This window comes from Carboxydocella sp. JDF658 (assembly GCF_002049395.1).
Taxonomy (GTDB): domain Bacteria; phylum Bacillota.
In genome coordinates this window covers 1-22216 of sequence record NZ_BDLR01000032.1, presented here as the reverse complement: position 1 = coordinate 22216, position 22216 = coordinate 1, and the positions used below count along the sequence as shown (strand labels likewise).

Annotated in this window: 26 protein-coding genes; all 26 read right to left on the bottom strand. The window is 40.0% G+C overall.

The annotated features are described in order from the left end of the window. Positions 1–126: 126 nt before the first annotated feature. Positions 127–798 (bottom strand): response regulator transcription factor, encoded by a 672-nt coding sequence (locus JDF658_RS06140; RefSeq protein ID WP_079906833.1) that lies wholly within the window; start codon positions 796–798, stop codon positions 127–129. Then, the gene (locus JDF658_RS06135; RefSeq protein ID WP_159446576.1) at positions 767–2047 is read right to left on the bottom strand and encodes a histidine kinase; all 1281 of its coding nucleotides are present in this window, start codon (positions 2045–2047) and stop codon (positions 767–769) included. Before JDF658_RS06135 ends, JDF658_RS06140 begins: the two co-directional genes overlap by 32 nt. A gap of 97 nt (positions 2048–2144) precedes the next feature. Beyond that, on the bottom strand, positions 2145–2306 hold the full coding sequence (locus JDF658_RS06130) for a sporulation peptidase YabG (RefSeq protein ID WP_078664364.1): 162 nt from the start codon (positions 2304–2306) through the stop codon (positions 2145–2147). A 54-nt stretch (positions 2307–2360) separates the two neighbouring features. Continuing rightward, positions 2361–3866 carry a YifB family Mg chelatase-like AAA ATPase gene (locus JDF658_RS06125; protein WP_079906829.1) on the bottom strand — a complete coding sequence of 502 codons (1506 nt, stop codon included), beginning with the start codon at positions 3864–3866 and terminating at the stop codon, positions 2361–2363. A 90-nt stretch (positions 3867–3956) separates the two neighbouring features. Then, on the bottom strand, positions 3957–4790 hold the full coding sequence (locus JDF658_RS06120; RefSeq protein ID WP_159071863.1) for an HDOD domain-containing protein: 834 nt from the start codon (positions 4788–4790) through the stop codon (positions 3957–3959). 79 nt (positions 4791–4869) lie between these two features. Then, entirely contained in the window at positions 4870–5214 is a 345-nt protein-coding gene (locus JDF658_RS06115; protein WP_078664361.1) for a YraN family protein, read from the bottom strand. A gap of 51 nt (positions 5215–5265) precedes the next feature. Then, entirely contained in the window at positions 5266–6696 is a 1431-nt protein-coding gene (locus tag JDF658_RS06110) for an NADH-quinone oxidoreductase subunit N (RefSeq protein ID WP_078664360.1), read from the bottom strand. After that, positions 6697–8232: a NuoM family protein gene (locus JDF658_RS06105; protein WP_078664359.1), complete on the bottom strand. Its 1536-nt coding sequence runs from the start codon at positions 8230–8232 to the stop codon at positions 6697–6699. Then, a complete protein-coding gene (nuoL, locus tag JDF658_RS06100) occupies positions 8232–10154 on the bottom strand; it encodes an NADH-quinone oxidoreductase subunit L (RefSeq protein ID WP_079906828.1) in 1923 nt (640 codons plus the stop codon). The genes JDF658_RS06105 and nuoL overlap by 1 nt, the downstream gene beginning before the upstream one ends. A gap of 21 nt (positions 10155–10175) precedes the next feature. After that, on the bottom strand, positions 10176–10484 hold the full coding sequence (gene nuoK, locus JDF658_RS06095) for an NADH-quinone oxidoreductase subunit NuoK (protein ID WP_078664357.1): 309 nt from the start codon (positions 10482–10484) through the stop codon (positions 10176–10178). Further along, positions 10481–10978: an NADH-quinone oxidoreductase subunit J gene (locus JDF658_RS06090; protein ID WP_078664356.1), complete on the bottom strand. Its 498-nt coding sequence runs from the start codon at positions 10976–10978 to the stop codon at positions 10481–10483. Before JDF658_RS06090 ends, nuoK begins: the two co-directional genes overlap by 4 nt. Positions 10979–10987: 9 nt before the next feature. Then, positions 10988–11425 carry an NADH-quinone oxidoreductase subunit I gene (locus JDF658_RS06085; protein ID WP_078664355.1) on the bottom strand — a complete coding sequence of 146 codons (438 nt, stop codon included), beginning with the start codon at positions 11423–11425 and terminating at the stop codon, positions 10988–10990. Positions 11426–11429: 4 nt separating this feature from the next. Next, complete coding sequence (gene nuoH, locus JDF658_RS06080; protein ID WP_079906826.1) at positions 11430–12485, bottom strand: NADH-quinone oxidoreductase subunit NuoH; 1056 nt, start codon at positions 12483–12485, stop codon at positions 11430–11432. Between the two features lie 32 nt (positions 12486–12517). Continuing rightward, positions 12518–13615, bottom strand: coding sequence for an NADH-quinone oxidoreductase subunit D (locus tag JDF658_RS06075; RefSeq protein WP_079906824.1), 1098 nt, complete (start codon positions 13613–13615; stop codon positions 12518–12520). Positions 13616–13624: 9 nt separating this feature from the next. After that, the gene (locus JDF658_RS06070; RefSeq protein ID WP_078664352.1) at positions 13625–14065 is read right to left on the bottom strand and encodes an NADH-quinone oxidoreductase subunit C; all 441 of its coding nucleotides are present in this window, start codon (positions 14063–14065) and stop codon (positions 13625–13627) included. Next, on the bottom strand, positions 14055–14570 hold the full coding sequence (locus JDF658_RS06065) for an NADH-quinone oxidoreductase subunit B (protein WP_079906823.1): 516 nt from the start codon (positions 14568–14570) through the stop codon (positions 14055–14057). Before JDF658_RS06065 ends, JDF658_RS06070 begins: the two co-directional genes overlap by 11 nt. Beyond that, entirely contained in the window at positions 14561–14917 is a 357-nt protein-coding gene (locus JDF658_RS06060) for an NADH-quinone oxidoreductase subunit A (protein ID WP_079906821.1), read from the bottom strand. The genes JDF658_RS06065 and JDF658_RS06060 overlap by 10 nt, the downstream gene beginning before the upstream one ends. A gap of 116 nt (positions 14918–15033) precedes the next feature. Further along, entirely contained in the window at positions 15034–16149 is a 1116-nt protein-coding gene (locus JDF658_RS06055) for an HD-GYP domain-containing protein (RefSeq protein WP_079906819.1), read from the bottom strand. Between the two features lie 78 nt (positions 16150–16227). Beyond that, entirely contained in the window at positions 16228–16494 is a 267-nt protein-coding gene (locus JDF658_RS06050) for an EscU/YscU/HrcU family type III secretion system export apparatus switch protein (protein WP_375804192.1), read from the bottom strand. A gap of 8 nt (positions 16495–16502) precedes the next feature. Beyond that, positions 16503–17387, bottom strand: a complete 885-nt coding sequence (locus tag JDF658_RS06045; protein WP_079906818.1) for a hypothetical protein — start codon at positions 17385–17387, stop codon at positions 16503–16505. Further along, on the bottom strand, positions 17344–18168 hold the full coding sequence (locus tag JDF658_RS06040) for a ribonuclease HII (protein ID WP_078664346.1): 825 nt from the start codon (positions 18166–18168) through the stop codon (positions 17344–17346). The genes JDF658_RS06045 and JDF658_RS06040 overlap by 44 nt, the downstream gene beginning before the upstream one ends. A 198-nt stretch (positions 18169–18366) precedes the next feature. Next, on the bottom strand, positions 18367–19104 hold the full coding sequence (locus tag JDF658_RS06035) for a LytTR family DNA-binding domain-containing protein (protein WP_079906816.1): 738 nt from the start codon (positions 19102–19104) through the stop codon (positions 18367–18369). A gap of 19 nt (positions 19105–19123) precedes the next feature. Then, on the bottom strand, positions 19124–19975 hold the full coding sequence (locus JDF658_RS06030; RefSeq protein ID WP_078664344.1) for a methylenetetrahydrofolate reductase: 852 nt from the start codon (positions 19973–19975) through the stop codon (positions 19124–19126). Continuing rightward, the gene (locus JDF658_RS15020; RefSeq protein WP_375804193.1) at positions 19965–20174 is read right to left on the bottom strand and encodes a methylenetetrahydrofolate reductase C-terminal domain-containing protein; all 210 of its coding nucleotides are present in this window, start codon (positions 20172–20174) and stop codon (positions 19965–19967) included. The genes JDF658_RS06030 and JDF658_RS15020 overlap by 11 nt, the downstream gene beginning before the upstream one ends. Continuing rightward, positions 20140–21408 carry a histidine kinase gene (locus JDF658_RS06020; protein WP_159446575.1) on the bottom strand — a complete coding sequence of 423 codons (1269 nt, stop codon included), beginning with the start codon at positions 21406–21408 and terminating at the stop codon, positions 20140–20142. Before JDF658_RS06020 ends, JDF658_RS15020 begins: the two co-directional genes overlap by 35 nt. Further along, positions 21392–22216: hypothetical protein (locus JDF658_RS06015; RefSeq protein ID WP_207651240.1), on the bottom strand; the 825-nt coding region annotated here is incomplete at its 5' end. The genes JDF658_RS06020 and JDF658_RS06015, both read right to left, overlap by 17 nt.

The window sequence follows — 22216 nt, the reverse complement described above, 5'->3', positions numbered from 1 at the left end:
AATAGTGGTCGAAAAACTACATGGCCGAAATAGACTAATTTACGACCAAAATAATACTATTCAGAAAATTGACATTCGTCCAAAAAAACCAAAAGACCAGCTTCTCGCTGGTCTGGTTGGACTAAATTAAATTAACCCTTCCCTGGTAGCAAAGGCTGCAGCTTGTACTCTATTTTCCAGGTGTAACTTTTCCAGGATATTTCTCAAATGATTGCGGACTGTATTCTCTGAGATACATAGAGCAGCACCTATTTCTTTATTTGTATAACCTTGTGCCACCATTCTTAAAACCTCTTTTTCCCTTAAAGATAACTCTTTCCTGGGCTCGGTAGATTCATTATCCCCTTTATGCTCCTGTCTGTACTGGGATAAGCGCGCAAATTCATGTATAATCTTGGTTGCCAGGTGTGGAGATATAGGCACAATTCCGTTACTTGTCTCTAATAAATAATTTATTAACTGTTCAGGTTCAAGATTTTTTAGCAAATATCCACTAGCACCATGTTTTATCGCATCAAAGAGAATTTCATCTTCTTCCTCGACAGTAAGGATTATTATTTTTGCAGCAACATTTTGAGCAATAAGAACTTTTGTGGCTTCAAGACCATTCATTTCTGGCATATTAATATCCATCAATATTAGATCCGGCTTTAGTTCATGGGCTTTTTTAATTGCATCCTTACCATTACTTGCCTCTCCAATTACCTTTAAAGCGGGATGGGATTCAATAATACTTTTGATTCCTCTGCGGAAAAGGTTGTGATCATCAACCAGCAGTATTTTCAAAATTTTTTCCATCAAAGTCGCCCTCCTGGCTTAGTTTAGGTATGATCAACTTTATAGTGGTTCCCTGCTCTCCTGAATAAATTTGAAAATCAGCCTTAATGATTTTAGCTCTGTCTATCATATTATTTAGTCCAAAATGCTTATCTCGATCCACTTTTTCTATCTCAAAACCACAACCATTATCATATATTTCTAAGAGCCAGTGGCCATCATTTTCTTCTAATAGTATCTTTACTTCCGTTGCACCGGAATGCTTACGGATATTGTTTAATGCTTCTTGAACAATTCTTAATATATGCATTTCCGTTTCAGCATTATTAATTATTCCTGAGGAAACCCACTTATAGTCTACCATAATATTTTGCTGTCTGGCAAAATTGGAAAGATAACTTTCAATATATGAATTAAGTCCGTTAGTTATTAGTTTTGTGCTATTTAAATTTCTGATTGCAAGCCTGGTTTCCTGATATAGATCACTGATTATAGCAATCAATTCTTCCATCTCACTCAGTATAGAATTATATCCTTGTTTTCTACAAGTCTCAATTAATGTTCTCATTTTCAAATTCAAATATCCTAATCCTTGCGCCAAACCATCATGAATTTCTCGGGCAAGACGATAGCGCTCTTCAGCAATGGCTTTTTCACTAATTCGCTGTTTTTCTAAGGCCTCTTTGCGTTTTCGATCTCTCATGTCTCTAATAATAAAAACACAACCATTAAATACTTTATCTTCTTTCAGTTTAGCACAGCTTACTTCCACTGGAATATTTATTCCATTTGAGTCGCTAATATATATCTCTTTTCTACATATGCGATTTTCACTGTTCTTCGTACAGTTAAAAGGGCATTCCTCTGAGTTACACAACTTCTCTTTTTTCTCATTTTGACAGTTTAAAATATTCGAACAATGAATTTTTAGCTGCACCTGCTTATTATCATCAATCCCAAGCATTTTTAACGCAGCTGGATTTAACATATCTATTTTCTGGTTACCGTCAATAAAAATAATGGCATCAGGTGAAGTCTGAACGATTTTGCTCAAACTTTCACTTACCTTTTTTAATTTTACGAAAATATGGTTGGATAATAACATTACTCCAATCATTAAGAATAGTACAGAAAAAAAGTTTTCCTGCCACCCGGGAAATATTTCTTCCAATGTTTCATGTAAAGGGTAATGACGGATATATTCAAAAGCTCCGACAAATATAGCTGTTACTGACACAAACCAGATCCGCATTTTACGTAACTCCTGCATCCTTTCCCTCCTCTCAGCTTTATACAAATTTTTATTCGACATATGATTTACAATTCCTTTTAAAAAATTAAAACCTGTCAACGACAGGTTCAGTTAGCTATATGATTACTAAATCTTCTAACGGGGCATCAGCGAAAAACTTTTTGTCACTATCTTCAGCCTCAAGAATAGCAATGCGCTCATATTGGCAAATATGAATAACCCGAAAAACCACATCCATCCCATAGGATTTTCTCTTGACTTTAAAACCAGTTCGCATTTACCTTCACCCCCTAATATTATATGCAGGTGATAAAGGTAAATGCCATAATCTTCAGTTATTTTCGTTTAAAATTCTATACTGTAATGCTATTGCCATATGCTCTTCCTTGATTAGTAAGCTATCTGCCAAATCTGCAATAGTCCGGGCTACTCGAAAAACACGCCAATAACTGCGCATTGTCATCTTAAATTTTTCATAAGCGTAATCCAGCAACTCCAGAGCTGATTCAGAAATCTCCGCTTTTTCACGAAAAATGCTTAGAGAAACATTAGCATTATTAAGATGTCTAACACCATATCTTTTCATTTGTATTTCCTTCGCATGGACAATTTGCTGTTTTACTTTACCTTTATTAAAAACTGATGTTGATTTTATTTCTTTATAGGTTGGACGAAAAAGCTCAACCTTTAGATCAATTCTATCTAGAATGGGACCTGATAATTTATATCGATATCTTTCGACCTGAGCTGGCGAACACTTACACTCGGTCTTATCTTTTCCACATGGACATTGGTTCATTGCCGCTACTAGCTGAAAAACCGACGGAAATTCCAGTTTCTGCTGAACCAGACCAAGGCTAATTTTTCCTTCTTCTAGCGGTTGCCGTAAAGATTCCAGCACATCTCTAGAGAATTCAGCAATTTCATCCAAAAATAATACTCCTCGATGAGCTAAAGTAATTTCTCCAGGCATCTGCCTTCTGGGACTACCAATAATTATTGCTTTACTGGCGGTATGATGAGGAGCTCGAAAAGGACGGCAATTATCTAAGAAAGTTCTTTCAATACCGGCAAGACTATAAATACGATTAACTTCCTTTTGTTCATGAGTAGTCAGTGGTGGTAACAATTGCGCTAATAATCTGGCTAGCATAGTTTTACCAACTCCTGGTGGTCCCTGTAGAAGTAAATGATGGCCTCCCGCAGCAGCAATTTGAACAGCATATTTTGCCTGCTCCTGACCATAGATCTCTTCAAATAAACCGTTGTCCGGATTATTTAGAGATGTTGAAAATGACGGCAAAATTTTCTTTGGCCTCAATTTATTTTCGCTTAGGTCTATTAGATCTTTTAGAGTGGTTAAACCATAAAAAATAATTCCCGCAGCACTGGCTTCAACAGCACTCTTCACAGCTGAGCATAAATAGCAATTATTTTCCAGTTCAGACAACATGAGAGCGGCAGCATAAATTCCTTTCACCTGTCTTATTTCTCCATTCAGGGACAATTCCCCCATAAAATAGGTCTGCTCTAGAACTTTTTCTGGCAAGCAAAGCTGTTGTGAAGCCAGTAAAATTCCTATTGCTATGGGTAAATCATAAAAGGGCCCAGCTTTTTTTATACTGGCTGGTGATAGGTTAACTGTAATTCTTGCCAATGGGAACTGCCAACCACAATTTTTAATGGCACTTCGCACTCTCTCCCTGGCTTCTTTTACTGCTTTATCTGGCAGACCTACAATTTCAAAACTTGGCAATCCCCGTTGAACATCCACCTCCACCAATAACGGATAAATATCCAAACCATATATACCGACACTTTTAACTTTAACGAACATTTTTTCTTCCCCTCCCAAGAACTTATGTTCTACACTAGCTTGAAATTTCCTGCTTGAGAAACAAAAAAGGTTCGAAAAAAAAATTCGAACCTACGGGAGAGGAATTTCTGCATTACCATCAATCTCTGCAATTAGCAGTTCGACTTGCTCAGACTTCAAATTTAAAAGCTGCAAAGATGTCTCATTTATAGAATAATATAGTCCATCTATGCCCAAACCTATCCCTAACATCAGACACAGAGCATCAGCCAAATGAACTATATGAACCAATTTATTAGTATGATCCTTAGGCTGATGGTGATAGGCAATGGTCTCAACAATATTCTGAGGCAGTTTCCACTTCTCGCCTAAAAGCGCCCCAGCTTCTGCGTGGCTATAACCCAATATTTCCTTTTCTACTTCCACAAAAGGCTTTTGTTCCGTTTCTACTTTTTGTAGAACTTGTTGGTAATCTTCAAAAATAAATTCATTTAATACTACTTTTCCTATATCATGTATAAGCCCTGCAACAAATGCCTCTTCTGGTTGTGGATATTTAATTTTCTTGGCAATGTGCCGTGAAATATTGCCACAGTATAATGCATGTTTCCATATTTCTCCCTGGGGCATAGCATAGCCTTTTATTTCACGATTTAATGTCTTGGAAAGGGCAAAACTCATTAAAAGGGATCTAATTGCGGCAAACCCCATAATTACTATCGCTTCATTAATAGTACTTACGCGTCTTGATAGACCATAAAATGCTGAGTTGGCATACTTTAGCAGTGTTACTGTCATTGCCTGGTCTGAGCCAATGATATTTGCTAAGTCCCTTGGACCGGAATTAGGATTATCTATAACCTGAAGAGCTTTTGTAACGGTAAGAGGTAACGGCGGTATATCCTCTACTGCTTTTATTAACTGCTCTAAACTGATTTTTGCCAACTTCTTCTCCTCCTGTATGTAATTCCTCGCAAATCATCGGTTAATTTTTTTATTCGACATAATTCTCTGAAATCCTTTCTTAATCAAGGATATACGCCATTATATTAGTCTCATGCCCCTCATAGTATATTGCAATGGCCATTATATATCCATTATCACAATTATAAATGCTGGTCAATTCTTGCCATAGACGACGTAATCTATTTTTTTTAACCCTAGTTATATTTTCAATAGCGGGTACAGGCGAAAATTTTGAACAAGTTTTTACTTCAACCAGGACTAAGTTGTTTTCGGAATCTTTGCATAATATATCGACCTCTCCCTTTTTTAGTTTTAGGTTTCTAGCAATTATCTTGTACCCTTGCTGTGCTAAATATTGAGCCGCTATTTCTTCGCCTAAGTTACCTAGCTCCTTTTTTTTCATATTCTCACCTAAAATAGCCGGCCTCAACTGAGGCCGGCTAAATTTTAAAGCTTATGGTATTAAAGCCTTAGCTGCAAGATCAGCTAAATTGGCCAGCGGTGTTGGATATACACCCAGAAGCAGGGTTATGACCATACTTACGATCAAAATTAGCTTCATATTGCCTGGCACAGCGATGGGCGTGTTATCTTGTGCTTCGCCTAGATACATTGCTTTGGTAACGTTCAGATAGTAATATACCGAAACCATTGACATTACCAGGCCCACTAACGCCAACCACAACTTCCCTTCAGCTACAACTGAAGCAAACAAGTATAGTTTACCTGCAAAACCAGCTAGAGGAGGTATCCCAGCCATAGAAAGCAAGCAGGTAGTTAAAACAGCAGCTAGAAGAGGGCTCCTTTGACTTAAACCTGACATATCCTTTATTTCTGTGCTGCCAACATTCATACTCATTACCATGGCAACAGTGAAAGCTCCGACTGTTGCAAAAAGATAGATCATCAGATAAAATGCCATGCCTTTAATACCAGCAGTTGTGCCTGCAACCAAACCGGTTAAGATATATCCAGCCTGGGCAACACCAGAATAAGCTAGCATTCTTTTTAGGTTAGTTTGCGGAATAGCCACAACGTTACCTATGACCATAGAGAGAGCAGACAGTCCCGCTAAAAGCCCTATCCAGCTCATCTTATATGGTGCGAGAGCAAAGTACAGTATCCTGGCAAAAGCTGCAAAGGCAGCAGCCTTGGACCCGACGGCCAAATAAGCGGTTACCGGACTCGGAGCCCCTTGGTAGATATCAGGTGACCACATATGGAAAGGTACAGCAGAGATTTTAAAACCGAAACCTGCAACCAGGAAAACCAAACCTAACAGCAAAGCAGGTTCCAATCCTTGCTTTTGAGCAATGGCCACTATTTCCTGCAAACTAGTAGTTCTAGTCACACCATATACCATGCTTAAGCCATAAAGAATTATTGCCGATGACATGCCGCCTAGGAGTACATACTTTACACCAGCTTCGGCAGAGGCACTGTCTCCCCTTTTCATACCTGCCAAGGCATAAAAACTGATAGTCATCAATTCCAGGCCTAAATAGAGAGCAATTAATTCCCCGGCAGAAACCAAGGTCATCATGCCCAGGCAGGCAAAGACTAGAAGGGAATAAAACTCTGCCCGATATACAGGTAACTTTTCAGAATATCTGGCAGCTGCAAGAGCAATTAAAGCTCCTGTAAGCAAGGCAAGCTGTTTAAAAAACAGACCGTAATCATCAAAAAGGTAAAATCCATTCAGGACAGATGTTTTGGTTCCATACAGGCTAAAACTATTAGCAAATACTATCAGCAAGCCAATGCCGGTTACATAGCCAAAACCCTTAGTTTGCGCTTTAGGAACCAGGATAGCTAAAACCATTAGTCCCAAAGCTATTAAAGCTGTTTGTAATTCTAACGAAAATAGTGACAGATCCAAATTCATTTAAAAGTTCCCCCCCATCTTTGTTGCTGCGCCGATAACATCACTAATTTGGGCAACCAGCGGAGCAACACCGTTATTAACCATATCCATTAACAAGAAGGGGAACAACCCACCAATGATCAATACTGAACCTAATACATACAGGGGAACCAGTTCCGGGCCCTTAGCATCTGGTAGCCAATCATATTCACTGCGCCGCGGTCCAAACAGGGTATTGGCCAATAAGCGTAGACTGTAGAGTGCAGTGATTATAACCCCGGCAATAGCAATAACAGCACCTGCCATCACAGTACTATTTCCCTGAGCTGCTTTCCAGACACCAATAAAGATAGTAAACTCAGGAACAAAGCTGACTAAACCGGGTAACCCTAAGGAAGCCATACCAGCCATCATAAAACCAGTGGCAATCTTGGGAATTTGATGGGCCAACCCACCCAGATCTGGCATTGTGCGCACATGGGTTTTGTCATATACATAACCGATCATGGAGAAGAACAATGCCGACATAACACCGTGGGCGAACATATTGGCAATGGCCCCATTGATACCAATAATGTTCAGGCTGGCTACACCTAAAAGCACATAACCCATGTGACTGACAGAGCTATAACCAACAACATACTTCAAGTCCTTTTGTGCCAGAGCAATTAGGGCAGCATAAGCCACGTTCACCACTGCTAGCGCTATAATCACCGGCGCCCAGTATTTAGCTCCTTCCGGCATTATGAAGAGCCCAATCCGGATCAAACCGTAGCCACCGATTTTTTTCAATACGCCTGCATGGATCATGGATACAGCAGTTGGTGCACCTGCGTAACCATCAGGTGACCAGGAATGGAAGGGCCACATCGATAACAGAGAAGTAAATCCTAATGCCATCAACAGGAATGCTACTCTCTGGAATTCAGGAGTAAAGTTAAGTTTGGCCAGCTCGCTGATTTCAAATACCCACTTGCCTCCAGTCAGATTATGGGCTTCAACCAGCATATAGATTAAGCCACCAAGTAAGAATGCACTACCTATAAGCAGGTATATGGTCAATTTCATACCGGCATATTCTTTAGTAACCCGCTTGGTGCTACCCCAGATGATAACCATGATATAAATTGGGATAACAACCACTTCGTAAAACAGGAAGAATATGAACAAATCCTGGGTTACAAAGGTACCCATAACACCTGCGATAAGGATCAACAGCAAAATGAAAAATTCTTTTGGTCTCTTTTCATAGTTCCAAGAAGCATAGACAGCACTAAAACCAATCAATGCTGTTAACAATACCATTGGCAAACTAATTCCATCTACACCGAGGGAATAATTAACGCCGAAATCAGGTATCCAGGGAATAAATTCTCTGAACTGCAGTCCACCAGCCTGCTTATCATAGCTAAAATACACATAAAGGGAAAGGGCCAGAGATACAAAGGTTGCTACAGCAGCAACTGATTTGATTAGCTTATGTTCATCTTTCGGTAAGAAAACGATAACCAGTGCTCCGATTATAGGAGCTAAAAACAATGCTGTTAGCAAGCCCATCAGTTGCCACCCCCTAACATAGCCAGCATTTCTTTGGCTGGGCTACCCATGGCTAGATAGATGGCAATGATGACGATCGCCAGGAAAAGTACCAGCGCATAATTTTGCAAGCGTCCGGTTTGAGCATATCTTAATCCGCCACCCAGTTCTCTGGTAAAGAAGCCCAGACCATTTACAATTCCGTCAATTACATAGATATCGAACCAGTACAACAGCTTTCCTAGACCATCAACAATAGTATGGTTAAACCAGAGGTAGATTTCATCAATAAAATATTTGTTGTAGGAAAGCTTATACAACAAGCCAGCCCGTTCAGCCACTTTTTCGTAAGAAATTACTCGCTTCAAGTACATCAAGTAAGCTAAGCCGATTCCGGCCAGAGCCAGTATAGTTGATACTATCATGATGCCATAATTGGCTTCGGCATGATGATATTCTCCGGAACGGATCCAATAAGCCCAGCCATGTTCCGGTCCCCAGGGAGTGCCAACCCATCCTCCCACAACGGAAAGAAATGCCAGAACAAACAGGGGCAATAACATGCTGAAAGGAGATTCATGAGGGTGATTTTCCGGCTTTTCGGGACCAAAAAAGGTCAGGAAAATCATTCGCCACATATAGAATGCAGTCATAGCAGCGGTTATACTTGCCAGCCAGTAAAGAGCAGTATGACCGCTTTCCAGTGTCACTAACAAAATCTCATCCTTACTGAAGAAACCGGCAAATGGGAATATACCGGCAATAGCCAGACCGCCAATGACAAAAGTCCAGGCCGTGTAAGGCATTTTTTTCCTTAAACCACCCATATCCCAGACGTGAACTTTACCATGCATTGCATGTAGTACACTACCTGCTCCCAGGAACATCAGAGCCTTGAAGAAAGCATGAGTAAAAAGATGGAAGAAGGAAGCAGTCAAACTACCTACTCCGAGTGCCATCATCATATACCCTAGCTGGGATACAGTCGAATATGCCAGGATCCGTTTAAGCTCTGTTTGAGTCAGGGCGATAGTTGCGGCAAAGAAGGCTGTAAAGCCACCAACCCAGGCTACTACTTCACCAGCTACTTCTGCCGTCTGATACAGGAATAACATTCTTCCTACCAGATATACCCCTGCCACCACCATGGTAGCTGCGTGAATCAGAGCTGAAACAGGAGTAGGACCTTCCATCGCATCTGGCAACCATACATGCAGGGGAAATTGACCAGATTTACCAATAGGCCCGATAAACAGCAGGATTGCTATTACATTCAGCAACGCCAGAGAAATTCCATATTGCTGGTAGTTCGGCACCGCCTCTGCCAGCTGTGAAAAATCCAGGGTTCCAAAAACAATTTGCAGGAACAAGATCCCCAGAAGCATGCCAAAGTCGCCAATTCTTGTTGTAATAAATGCTTTTTTGGCTGCTTCTCGAGCAGAAATTTTATAATAGTAATATCCGATCAATAGGTAGGAACACAATCCCACTAGCTCCCAGAAGACAAACATTTGCAGTAAGTTAGTGGATATTACTAATCCTAGCATTGAAGCTGCAAACAGAGACAAATAGGCATAAAATCTACTAAAACCTGGATCTCCATGCATATAGCCAAGGGAATAAATTTGAACTAAAGAAGCAACCAGAGTAACTACAAAAAGCATCATCGCTGATATGGGGTCAATCCGTACCCCCATATTAATATTCAATCCTTCCATGCTGAACCAGGTAACATTCATTTCTAAAGGCTTTTCAATCAATTCTGGATTATTCAAGACCCCTATACCCACACTGACAGCTAAAACAAAGGATGTCAGAATGGCAGCGATCGCTACCAGCGCACTCAACTTTTGCCATCTCAGGGTTAACAACCCGATAATAGCAAATGCCAATGCTGGTAGCAGCGGAATAAGCCAGGCTTTTTCCATTGCAAACTGCACCATGCGCTCTTCGCACCACCTTTATTACCATTTCAGCCAGTCAATATCATTCAGATCAACAGAAAGCCGATCACGATAGATAGCTATTACCAGGGCCAGACCAACCGCAACCTCCGCAGCAGCTACGATTATAGTAAAAAGTGCAAACAGCTGGCCGTCAAGAAATTCAGGCTTTAAGAATCGGGAAAAGGCAACGAGGTTGATGTTAACGGAGTTTAACATCAGCTCTATACCCATCAAAACTGCAATAGCATTGCGTTTTGCCAGGGCACCATATAAGCCAATGCAAAATAGCAGGGCTGCCAACATCAAATAATGCTGTAAGGTAATCATTTCTGATTTTTCACCTCTTTCGCGATTACGATGGCCCCTAACATGGCAACAAGCAATAATACCGCCGCAATTTCAAAAGGTACCACGTAATCGGTTAACATCAGCTCTGCCAGCTGACCGACTGTTTCTTTAGGTCCTTCTGCAGCTTGATTTCCCCAGCTAGTAGCATTTAACAACCAGGCAAGAACGCTAAATACCCCCAGTGAAACAATCAATGCTGTCCACTTTTGGTTATTAAACAAATTGGAACGATTTATGTCACCCCGTCTGGTAAGCATAACACCAAAAGCAAAGAGTATCGCTACTGCACCTACATAGACCATTAGCTGCACGAAGGCGATAAAATCAGCATTCAATGTGAGGTAAATACCTACCACTCCGGCAAAAGTTAAGATGAGAAACAGGGCGCTGTGTACCAGGTTGCGTTTTAAAACTACTCCCAGCGCTGCCCCTAATGTAATAAAGGACAGTAGATAGAAAAACAGTGCCTGCATTAATCAATTTCACCCCTTATTTCCCGTTTGCTCGGGATTGCCTCCGTTCTTACTGAAATACTCAGCATACATGTCCCGATTAACGTCTTCCCTGCTGTAGGCAGCAAGCTCAAAATTCTGGGTCCAGCGCAGAGCATTGGTCGGACAGGCCTCTACACAAAAACCACAGAAAAGGCAGCGCTCAACCATCATGGTATAGCCCACCAGTTTACGCTTGTTGTTTTCGTCCTTTTCAGATTTAACTGAAATTACATGGTTGGGACAGGCATTGGCACAGAGACCACAGGATATGCATTTGGGTACATCCAGATAAAAATCCCCATGAAAACGGGGTGCCAGCTGTGGCATCACATCAGGATATAGTTCGGTCACTGCTCCACCACGAAAATGTTTTAAAAAGTGTTTTAGTGTTACACCCATGCCTGTCATAATACCTTTGCCAAACATCTAATCACCATCCCATCCACTGGAAGAGCTTTATACCAACACCGGTTACCAATATATTGGCTAAAGATAGCGGAATCAAGACTTTCCAGCTAAAGCTCATCAAATGATCTATCCGGATCCGAGGTAAGGTCCAGCGGGTCCACATAAAGAGTAAAATCATAAAGTACACTTTCAAAATGAACCAGACATAGGACGGGATAAAGTTCAAAAAGTCAAAGGGAGCTTGCCAACCGCCCAGGAAAAGGGTAGTAGCAATGGAGCTCACCGCAACCAGGTTGGCATATTCCGCCAGGAAAAACAAGGCCCAGCGCATACCGCTATATTCCGTATAAAGACCTGCTACTAGTTCCTGCTCACCTTCAGGCAAGTCAAAAGGAGCGCGGTTCAATTCAGCAGTTCCTGCAATGAAATAGATGAAGAAACCAATAAATTGCGGTACAATAAACCACATATTCTTTTGCGCAGCAACAATATCAGACATTTTTAAGGAGCCAGTCAACATCACAACACCCACCAGTGAAAATACCAGCGGGATTTCATAACTAACCATCTGAGCTACACTGCGCATACCACCCAAAAGGGAGTATTTATTGTTGGAGCCCCAACCCGCCATTAAAAAGGCGATAGTTGAGACAGAAGCTACTGAAACAAAGTAAAACAAGCCAATATTCAAGTCAGCGATAATCATTTTGTCACCAAAGGGAATTACTGCAAAAACCATAGTTGCTGGCACAAAAATCAACAAAGAAGCGATCCGGAACACCCATTTATCAACAGCTTCAGGAATAATATCCTCTTTTGTTAAAAGCTTGAGAGTATCAGCCAGGGTTTGAAACAGCCCTTTGGGCCCAAGTCGGTTCGGGCCGTAACGTTGTTGGATAAAACTTGAGACCTTCCGCTCTAAATAAACCAGGACCAGTGCGTTTAACAAGCAGAAGATGATAACGCCCAGACCGCCAACAACATCCATTAAAACTTCAACAGCTGCGGGAGAAAAATTAAGGCTGGCAAACCACTGACGAAGCCATTCGGCAAAGACAACAAAAAAACTTTTTTCCATGCATCTTCTCCCCTATACAATCCAGATTTCCCCTAGCGGTCAATTTCCCCTAAAACGATATCAATGGAAGCTAGCACAACAATGGCATCCTGAATATTGCAGCCTTTAACAATTTCAGGGAATACACCGAGATTGACGAACGAAGGTGAATGAATATGGAGTCGATAAGGCTTAGGTGAGCCATCACTGACAATGTAAAAGCCTAATTGACCTTTGGAAATTTCCATGCGATGATAAACTTCTCCTGCCGGAGGTTTAATCACTTTCGGTACTTTGGCCATTATCGGTCCATCTGGGATTTGATCTAAAGCTTGCTCAATAATTTTAAGGCTTTGCTCCATTTCCAGTAGTCTGATCATATAGCGGTCATAACTATCACCGTTGTACAGAACAGGTACTTCAAAATCAAATCGATCATATACACTATAAGGTTCTGCTTTCCTGAGGTCATAGGGTACACCACTAGCTCTCAAATTAGGGCCTGTCACCCCATAAGCCAGTGCCAGCTCTTTGGAAAGCACCCCTACGTTCTTGGAACGAGCAATCAAAATCTCGTTTCCAGAAATAACTTTATGATACTCTTCGATAGCTTTAGGAAATTCAGCAATAAATTTTTTTACAGCCGGGAAAAACTCATCTGGAAGGTCTTCAGCCACCCCACCGATCCGCATATAGCTAAATGTCATTCGGGACCCGCTTACCATTTCCAGTAAGTCGAGTACGGTTTCTCTGTCCCGGAAGCAATACATCCAGCCGGTAAATGCCGCCAGGTCAAGAGCATAACTTCCAACAAAAACCAGGTGACTGGCAATACGGCTCAATTCACCAACGATTACTCTGATATATTCCGCCCGTTCTGGAACTTCTATGCCCATGAGTTTTTCCACAGTAGCAACATAGGCCCAGTTATTCAACATACCGGAAAGGTAGTCTAAGCGGTCAGTATAGGGTATAAACTGTGTATATGTTCTGCTTTCGGCAAGTTTTTCCAACCCTCGATGCAGATAACCGGTATGATTTTCAGCTTTAGTAATGTACTCACCATCAAGGGTTAAGACACAGCGATAAACGCCGTGGGTACTAGGGTGCTGGGGACCCAGATTCAATGTGATTTCCTGTGTCCTAATCATCGTCACACCTCACAGTTTGTAATCCTTCCTCAAAGGATGACCTTCCCAATCATCGGGTAGTAGTATTCGTTTGAGGTTAGGATGCCCTTTGAAAATTATCCCAATCAAATCATAGGCCTCTCTTTCCTGCACGTTAGCAGCAGGATACACACTGGTTATTGAGGCGATTTCAGGTTTCACCTTATCTATTACTGCTTTTACGTTGATTTTATCAGGGGACTTTACCGATGTGACCTGATAAGCCATTATAAAGTTGGATTCATACTCCGTTGCAGTTAAATTAACGAGCAAAGGTAACTCAAACTTGTCCCTGAGCTCCTTCATTACGTCAACTATGATCCCAGCGGAAACTTCAATAGTGTCTCCTGAAATGTCTTCAACAGCCTTGACTTTATCCCCAAACTTTTTGTTGAGTTCAGCCAGGACTTTATCTCTAAAGTTATTTGCCATATTTCTTCAACCTCACCTTATTAGGGTTCTCCACCTTTTCTTTGAGCTGGAGAAACCCATAAATCAATGCCTCCGGTCGTGGCGGGCAACCAGGAACATAAACATCTACAGGCAAGAAGGTATCTGCGCCTTTTACAACACTATAGGAGTCAACAAACGGCCCACCACTAATGGCACAACTTCCCATTGCCATTACCCATTTGGGTTCAGGCATTTGGTCGTAGAGCACCTCGATCAAAGGTTGCATTTTTTTTGTTATCGTACCAGCTACAATCATTAAATCACTTTGACGCGGTGATGGCCTAAATACCTCATAACCAAAACGGGCCAGATCAAAACGAGGCCCACCTGCTGACATCATCTCAATAGCGCAGCAGGCCAAACCGAAAGTCATTGGCCATAAAGAGCGTGCCCTGGCCCAATTGAAAACGGCCTCAACTGTTGTCAGAATAACGCCTTTTTCAACCAGTGCCTGAGGGTTTTGGATTTCATTTCTTACATCCATTCCAATGCTCCTTCCTTCCAGGCGTACCAGAATCCCAGAATCAGAATCGCAATAAAGATAAACATTTCAACAAAAGCAAAGGTTCCTAGCACTTTGAATTTTACTGCCCAGGGATATAGAAAAACTGTTTCAACATCAAAGGCAACAAACAGCAAGGCGTACATGAAGTAACTTGTCTTAAACTGAATCCAGGTATCTCCCTGGGTTTCGAGACCGCATTCATAAGTGGTGTACTTGTATTTTGCTGTTCTTTTTGGCGAAAGCAATCTGGATACAAACAAAATAATTACAGGGAAAGCCATTGCGACCAGCAAAATAGCACCTATACCCGCAAACTGTAAACTCATAATCTCCCCCCTTTCTTTAGCCCATTTATCATTAGCTCGGAGACAGATAAATTATGCCACCGAGCCCAAGCCAGCGTCAATAAAATTCGACAAACTTGATACTGTTCTTCTTTTCACTAAATTAATTCCACATTTTTGAATTGCAAGACTTTTTTAACAAAAACTGTCGGTTCTTTCATTAAGTCAATTATTTCGCCCCGCAATACTGTATTTCCATACTGATCAGATATAATTTTTACTACCGGACGATAAGGTATACCACGGTTAATGTTAATTACCGTTGCCAGCCGTCCATCAAGCAATTCGACAATACTGCCGATGGGGTAAATCGCCAGGTTCTGTACAAATGCTTTGACTATCTCAGCATCATAAGAATGATATGATGATGCGATTAAGACTTCAATTGCCTCATAAGGTAAGACCATATTTTTATATACTCTGTCAGCAGTCAAGGCATCGTAGGCATCTACCACAGCCACGATCTTGGCAAAAATATGTATCTGTTTCTCGGAAAGCCCCTGGGGGTAACCTGTGCCATTAACTCGCTCATGATGTTGTCGTGCTACATTGGCAGCCAGAGTACTAATCTCGGGATGCATACGTAAAATTTGAAATCCCCTTTCCGTATGAGTTCTGACAATTTTCATTTCCTCATTAGTCAAAGGTCCAGGTTTATTCAATATGGATTCGGGTATAAAACATTTTCCCACATCATGCAGAAGAGCACCCATCGCAAGTTCATACAAGGCGCTCTTCTCCAATCCCATAACATGTCCTACAGCAATAGCCAGGGTACAGACATTCACACTATGGGCAAACGTATAATCATCTAATATCCTGATATCCGAGAGTTTTGTAAGTACTTTAGGATATGAAATAATTTGTGCAATCATTTCATTAATAACCGCTCTGGCTTTCTTCACATTAAATAACTGTCCCGCCTTAATATCACTCATGAACTCTGCAACCAGCTTCTCTGCCTCCAGACGAGTTTCAAAAGAGATAACGTCAGGAAGTTCCTTAACTTTTTCGTAAGCCGTCTGGATATTTATCTCTTCCCAGGGTTTAGGTTGAACTATATATACTGTTGGTATAGCATAATCAAATAAACTTTTAATAAGTTTTTCAGTAAGTTTTTTTCCTGCTTTTATAAGAAGAACTCCATCACGACTATATACCGGTCGCGCTAAAATCATCCCGGGTTTTGCATCGTAAATTAGTATGCGTTTCATCTTGTACCTCCACCAAAAGATATATTCGCCGTCTTAAGGTAAAATCCCTGCTAGTAGCCGAAATTTTCTTAAATTTTCTCACAATCGGTTTTGCAAGCGGTAGACATAGGCAAGTATTTCTGCTACTGCCTGGTATAGTTCTGCTGGAATCATTTCCCCAGGCTCCTGATTGACTAGAATTCTGGCCAGATAAGGTTGGCTAACTACTGGAATTTCCGCTTCCTCCGCCAGAGCAATTATCTTTTCAGCTATTGGACCACGCCCTGTAGCCAAGATTCGTGGAGCTGCGTCCCGACCGCTATCATAACCTAATGCTATCGCAATCTTCTTTTTTTTATCATTCAATTCCATCACTACCCTTTTAAATCTATCCCACAAGAAAAACCGGTTTCTTCGATCATTTCATCCACAGCCGAGAGCACTGCCCAGCGTTTTATATTCCAACCTAAAGCGTTGAGCTTATTTTTTAGTTCTTCTGTTATAGTTCCTTTTATATTGAAAAAATTAACCCACATCTCTTTGTCTGATGTGGCAGTAATGCTCACAAAAGCAGGGTTGTTAGCCTGCTCAATCCGCACTAAAAAACGCCAAATTTTCATCTGTTGAGCTAAGGCTTTTTCTGCTTCCCCTTCCCAAACCAATGCCTGCAACTCTGTGTCATTACTTTCGGCTAAGGGTTTCCACACCCAATAAGAGACTCCAGGTTCGGGTTCATCCTTTTTCTGCCAATTTTGCATATTAAACAAATCCCCTAATTCAGGTTTGAAATCAGAATTGTTTGCTGACGAAAAAAGCCAATGAGTAAGGAAATTCAACAATTTTTTCTTAAGGGGCAAACCTTCTCGTGCTGCGAAAACAGCAGCTTTTAATGTTTCAGCAGAACTGCCATGCAACTTAATCGCCAGTTGTAACCATTTGATCCAGCGCTCAGTTTGGGGGATATTATGTTTGGAAATATAATCTAATATCAACATTTCGCTCTGGTTTAACTCAACAAGAGTCTGAAAGAAAACCCTGTTTTCTCTAATATCATTGACCTTAAGTAGTACATTTTGTCCTGGCTTTAAATTGAGCTCACTTTGCGCAAAAATAATTATATCACCAATGGCAATCTTGAGCTCATCGCCTTTGACATCTATAACTTTAGCCCAAATTTGCCTTCCAATATTTAACTTCAAGTTTTTTAAGATATTATCAATAGCTTTTGTCTGTATTTCCAACAAGCGGTCGAGCTTCAATCCGCTCACTCTCCAGCAAAAATTTTCTTACAAAGGACCAGCGATGCTGCGGGCATGGGCCATATTTTTTTAAAGCAGCAATATGTGCTGCTGTACCATATCCTTTATGTTGCTCGAAACCATATTCCGGAAACAATTTCCCTATTTCTGCCATCATTTGATCCCTTGTAACTTTGGCGATAACCGAAGCAGCAGCAATACACGCATGCAACGCATCACCATCAATTATCCTTTCTTGATGACCAGGCCAGTCCGCTAAAGTTAAAGCATCTATTAGCAAAACTTTTGGCTCTACTTTTAGTCCTTTTACTGCCCTTAGCATGGCCAGTTTAGTGGCATTTAGAATATTAAGTTGTTCAATTTCAGCCACATCGGAAATTCCGACCGCCCAGGCGATCGCATCCTGTTTTATTTGTTCATATAACTGATTACGTTTAGATTCAGTTAGTTTTTTCGAGTCATCCAAAACAGGATAATAACAATCTTCAGGTAAAATAACAGCAGCGGCTACTACTGGACCGGCCAGCGGACCTCGCCCGGCTTCGTCCACTCCTGCAACCAACAATCCTTGCTGGCGGTATCGTTTTTCTAACGCCCTAAAATCATGCCAGCGTTTTTGTAATAAATAGTTTTTTTCTCTGTTTTTCATATATCTGAGCAATAGCTTTTTTACTGCTGGTCGGTGATCGGCTTTCAGCAGTTCTAACATGTCTAGCGGTATTTCCTGATTACGGCTAAGTAATTCTTTTAAATATTGCTGTATATCTTTAATTGTTTTCATATACTTCGCCCCTTTAAACTTTTAAAATTCGACGTTTGATATGTTTTTCCTGCAAAAATAAAAATAGAAAATAAAGGCCTGAAATGAAAATGAAAATATTTTGTTTTTTTTGAAAATTAACATTATTGGAACCCCAAATAACCATAAGTTATTGAGGATTCCAAGAATGTTAATTTTATAATTTGCCTGCTTTTAGATTTATATATTAAAAATCTTTTTTAAAAGTTTTGATTTGCCTCTACTTGCAGGGATTTCTGTACTATCTTTGTCCTTCATAATCAGCGTGTAGCAACCGTGGAAACTAGGACGGATTTCTTTTACGTAATTAATATTGACAATATAACATCGGTGAGGGCGAAAAAACATAGCCGGATTCAATCTTTGCTCAAGTTCTTTAATGGTAAATCGTGTTATTAAATCTTCACCTTGTTTAACTCTTAAATAGACAAACTCTTTTTCAGAGTAAAAGAAAATTATATCTTCTACCTTAACAGGATAGATAGTTCCTCTTAATTTCCCTGTAACTATTTGGAAATAATTTGATTTCCCAGAAGGAAATCCTTCCTTGCTGAACTCTGTAAATAATCGATTTATAACCTCCTCAACTTTGGATTTTTCAATAGGTTTTAAAAGATAGTCAAAAGCTTTAACTTTAATAGCTTCGATAGCATGATCTTCATAGGCCGTAACAAAAATAATTTTGGGGGCGCTATCCATGTTTTGCAATATATGAACTAGTTCAATGCCACTCATATCTGGCATTCTTATGTCTAAAAAGACGGCATCATAATTTAGAGCGGTAATCAGTTGATAAGCCTCATTGGCATTACTGGCTTCGCCAACTATGGAAATATTGTTAAACATGCTCAAATGATATCGTAACTCCTTGCGGGCGGGGTACTCATCATCAACGATTAGTACTCGTAACTTTTTCATTTTAAATCTTCCTTTCAAATCATACTAATTCTTCTAAATATTCCTCTGTACCCATTGGCATAATATGAACTCCATCAGAAATACTTTTTAATTCATTAATGGTGTCTTGTGCAATTCTTAATCCCTCTTTTATAGGATTTTTAGATTTTTCAAGAATATCAATGAATTTCTCCGGAACCTTAATTCCGGGAATGTTTTTGTTCATATACCTGGCCATAGCAGCTGATTTTAAAGGAATAATACCTACCAAAAACCGTATGTTAAATCTTTTAGCATCTTCAATAAAATCAGCAACTTCCCGAACAGAATATACCGCCTGTGTTTGTACAAACCTGATACCAGCGGCCACTTTCCTCTCTAATTTCCACATTTGGGCTTCTCTGCACTGAAGTGAGGGATTTACTACACCACCATAGATTAAATTAGGTTTTCCGGTCAAAACCTTGCCGTTTAACGTATAGCCATTGTTAAGTTGAGCAGCGGTAGCCATGAGCTGTACTGAGTCCAGGTCAAACACAGATTTAGACTTGGGGTCTTCACCGATTAATGTATGATCACCTGTCATAAAAAGGAAATATTCTACCCCTAAAGCCGCTGCTCCCAAAATCTCAGATTGTAAGGCCATCCGGTTTCTGTCTCTACAGGTCAGTTGACATATGGGAGTAATGCCTTCCTTTAGTAATATGGCACATACAGCCACTGGAGAAATCTTAATACTTGCCCTTTGATTATCGGTGATATTAATTGCATCAACTTTCCCCCAAATTTTTTTAGCCGTTGTGAGTAATTTTGAACAATCTATCCCTCTCGGAGGACATAATTCAACGGTTGTTATGAATTGCCCTGATAATAATTTTCTTCTAAAATCCATTAGTCCTCACCACCGAATAGTCTTTAATCTGATTCAGGATCTGCGTTATCGATATCCTTCTATTTTGAACTTTGGGAATAACCATGCACCATACACAGTCTTTAACTCCATCAATTTCACATTTGCCATTTTGAGCCCCTCCACAAGGGCCATTAATTAATCCTTTAGCACAGTGCATGATAGGACAAGTCCCTGCCATCGGAATCATACAATTTCGACATTTTACACATACTCCGCGCATCATTGACACCACCTAAAGGTATTTTAATTAATACCATCGTTCCACGATGTTCCTGGCTTTTGATTTTCAACCGGTATTTTGGTCCATACAAACTTATTAATCGTTGGTCAATATTGCTTAAAGCCAAACCGTTATTAGTATCTTGAGTAGGAATCAGTATTTTAGCTTGCCGGTCTCTAGGAATTCCTTTACCGTTGTCACGAACCAGCACATATAAAGTTTTATTCTTTTCTTTGCAAGTTATTGTAACTTCTCCACCATTGGTAAGGGGTGAAACTCCATGTAAGATGGCATTTTCAACCAAGGGCTGAATAATTAGTCCAGGTATTAAAAGATTTAATAGATGCGACTCCACATTAAAGGCAACTTTAAGTCTATCACCAAATCTAGCTTGTTCTAACGTTATATAAGTTTTGATATATTCAATTTCCTCGCTGAGGGTGATAAAATCTTGGTCACTTTTTAATGTTTTGCGGAAGAACTTTGAGAACTCAATTAGCAACTCCCGAGCCTTATCCGGGTCATTTCTACTACAATAGATAATCGTGTTGATAACGTTAAACAGAAAATGAGGTCTAATCTGAGCCTGCAGGGCTTCTAGCTTGGCTTTGGCCGCCAATTGTTTCTGATGTTCTTTTTCCGCAAGTTCAATCTGAATACTAAGGATCTGGCCGATACCTTTGGCTAAGTTCAATAGATAATCATCAATGCGAGTCCTATTAACCTGGTATAATTTCAGGGTACCAACAACCTTGCTGTCACAAAAAAGAGGTACAATTACCGCTGCTTTAAGGGGACAGGAACAATCTTTAATTGAACAATTAAATTCACCGTTATTTATTACCATCACCTTACCTGCATTAATGGCTTCCTTGGTTACGTTAGTAATAATACTTTTCCCTAAACGATGATGATTGCAGCCTGCTCCGGCAAATCCTATAATTTGCTGGGTATCAGTAATCGCTACAGCATCTACCGGAATAATTCTTTTAATAATTTCAACAACCTTTTGAGCTGTTTCCGGAGTCAGGCCTTGCCTTAAATAGTGTAACGTTTCATAGGCTAAATAAATTTCAGGTTTGTATAAAGAATAACTCGGAGCTGTAGCTTCCCTGTTTTTTTTCCATTGAAGCTTTCCCAGCCAAACCCCTGCTAAGAAACCAAATATTGCAAGACTAATAGCCGATAGCATCTCTAAGCACATCCTCAATAAATTCTATTGGGTCAATTTCCTTCACTCCATGAATTTCCCTGACCACCATAAACTTTTGACAATTGTTATCACAAACACTTTTATGTTTTTCTAAACATTCTATAGAGTCAAAAATATAAACATTGATACCAATTTCAGACGCCATTTGTACCAGCCCATCTATTCTGGCATCTCCAACGCTACCACCTACAATAGCTAATGAAGGTTTAAAATTCCAAACTTCATAAAGATATTCCAGATCTTCTTTTAATGTCAATAATTTTCTTCCCATTTTGCATCTACTCCTTATGAATTTTTCAAAATTATTTTCGCCTAATAAAAACCATAATTTTGAAGAAACATCCAACTTAAAACCCTTTTTCAGCATAAATCGAATTAGCAATATAATTGATTTGATTAAATATTTTTGTTGGTCATAACTTGCTATAACTTTTTTAGGATAATAATCATATAGAAAGTTTTTTAAGTATTTGTAGTTTAGCTTCCATATTGGAACCCCTACCTCACAGGCAAGATAGTCAATAAGTAATAGACAATGTTCTAAATGATAGGCTCTGATTGTTTTGTTTTTGATAATACGGCCAAGCCAGGCATCAAATGGTTTATAAACCATTTTTTCGGCCATATCCATTAAAACAACAGCATAATCAACATTCTGGGGAAGCCAATGTACGATTATAAGTTGATCATTGTTAGATTCTTTTGCCATTACCGTTGCATGTACCATTTTTGTTACCTCCCTCAATAACTGATCTATATAATTCTTGGTAAAAGTATAATTCAATAC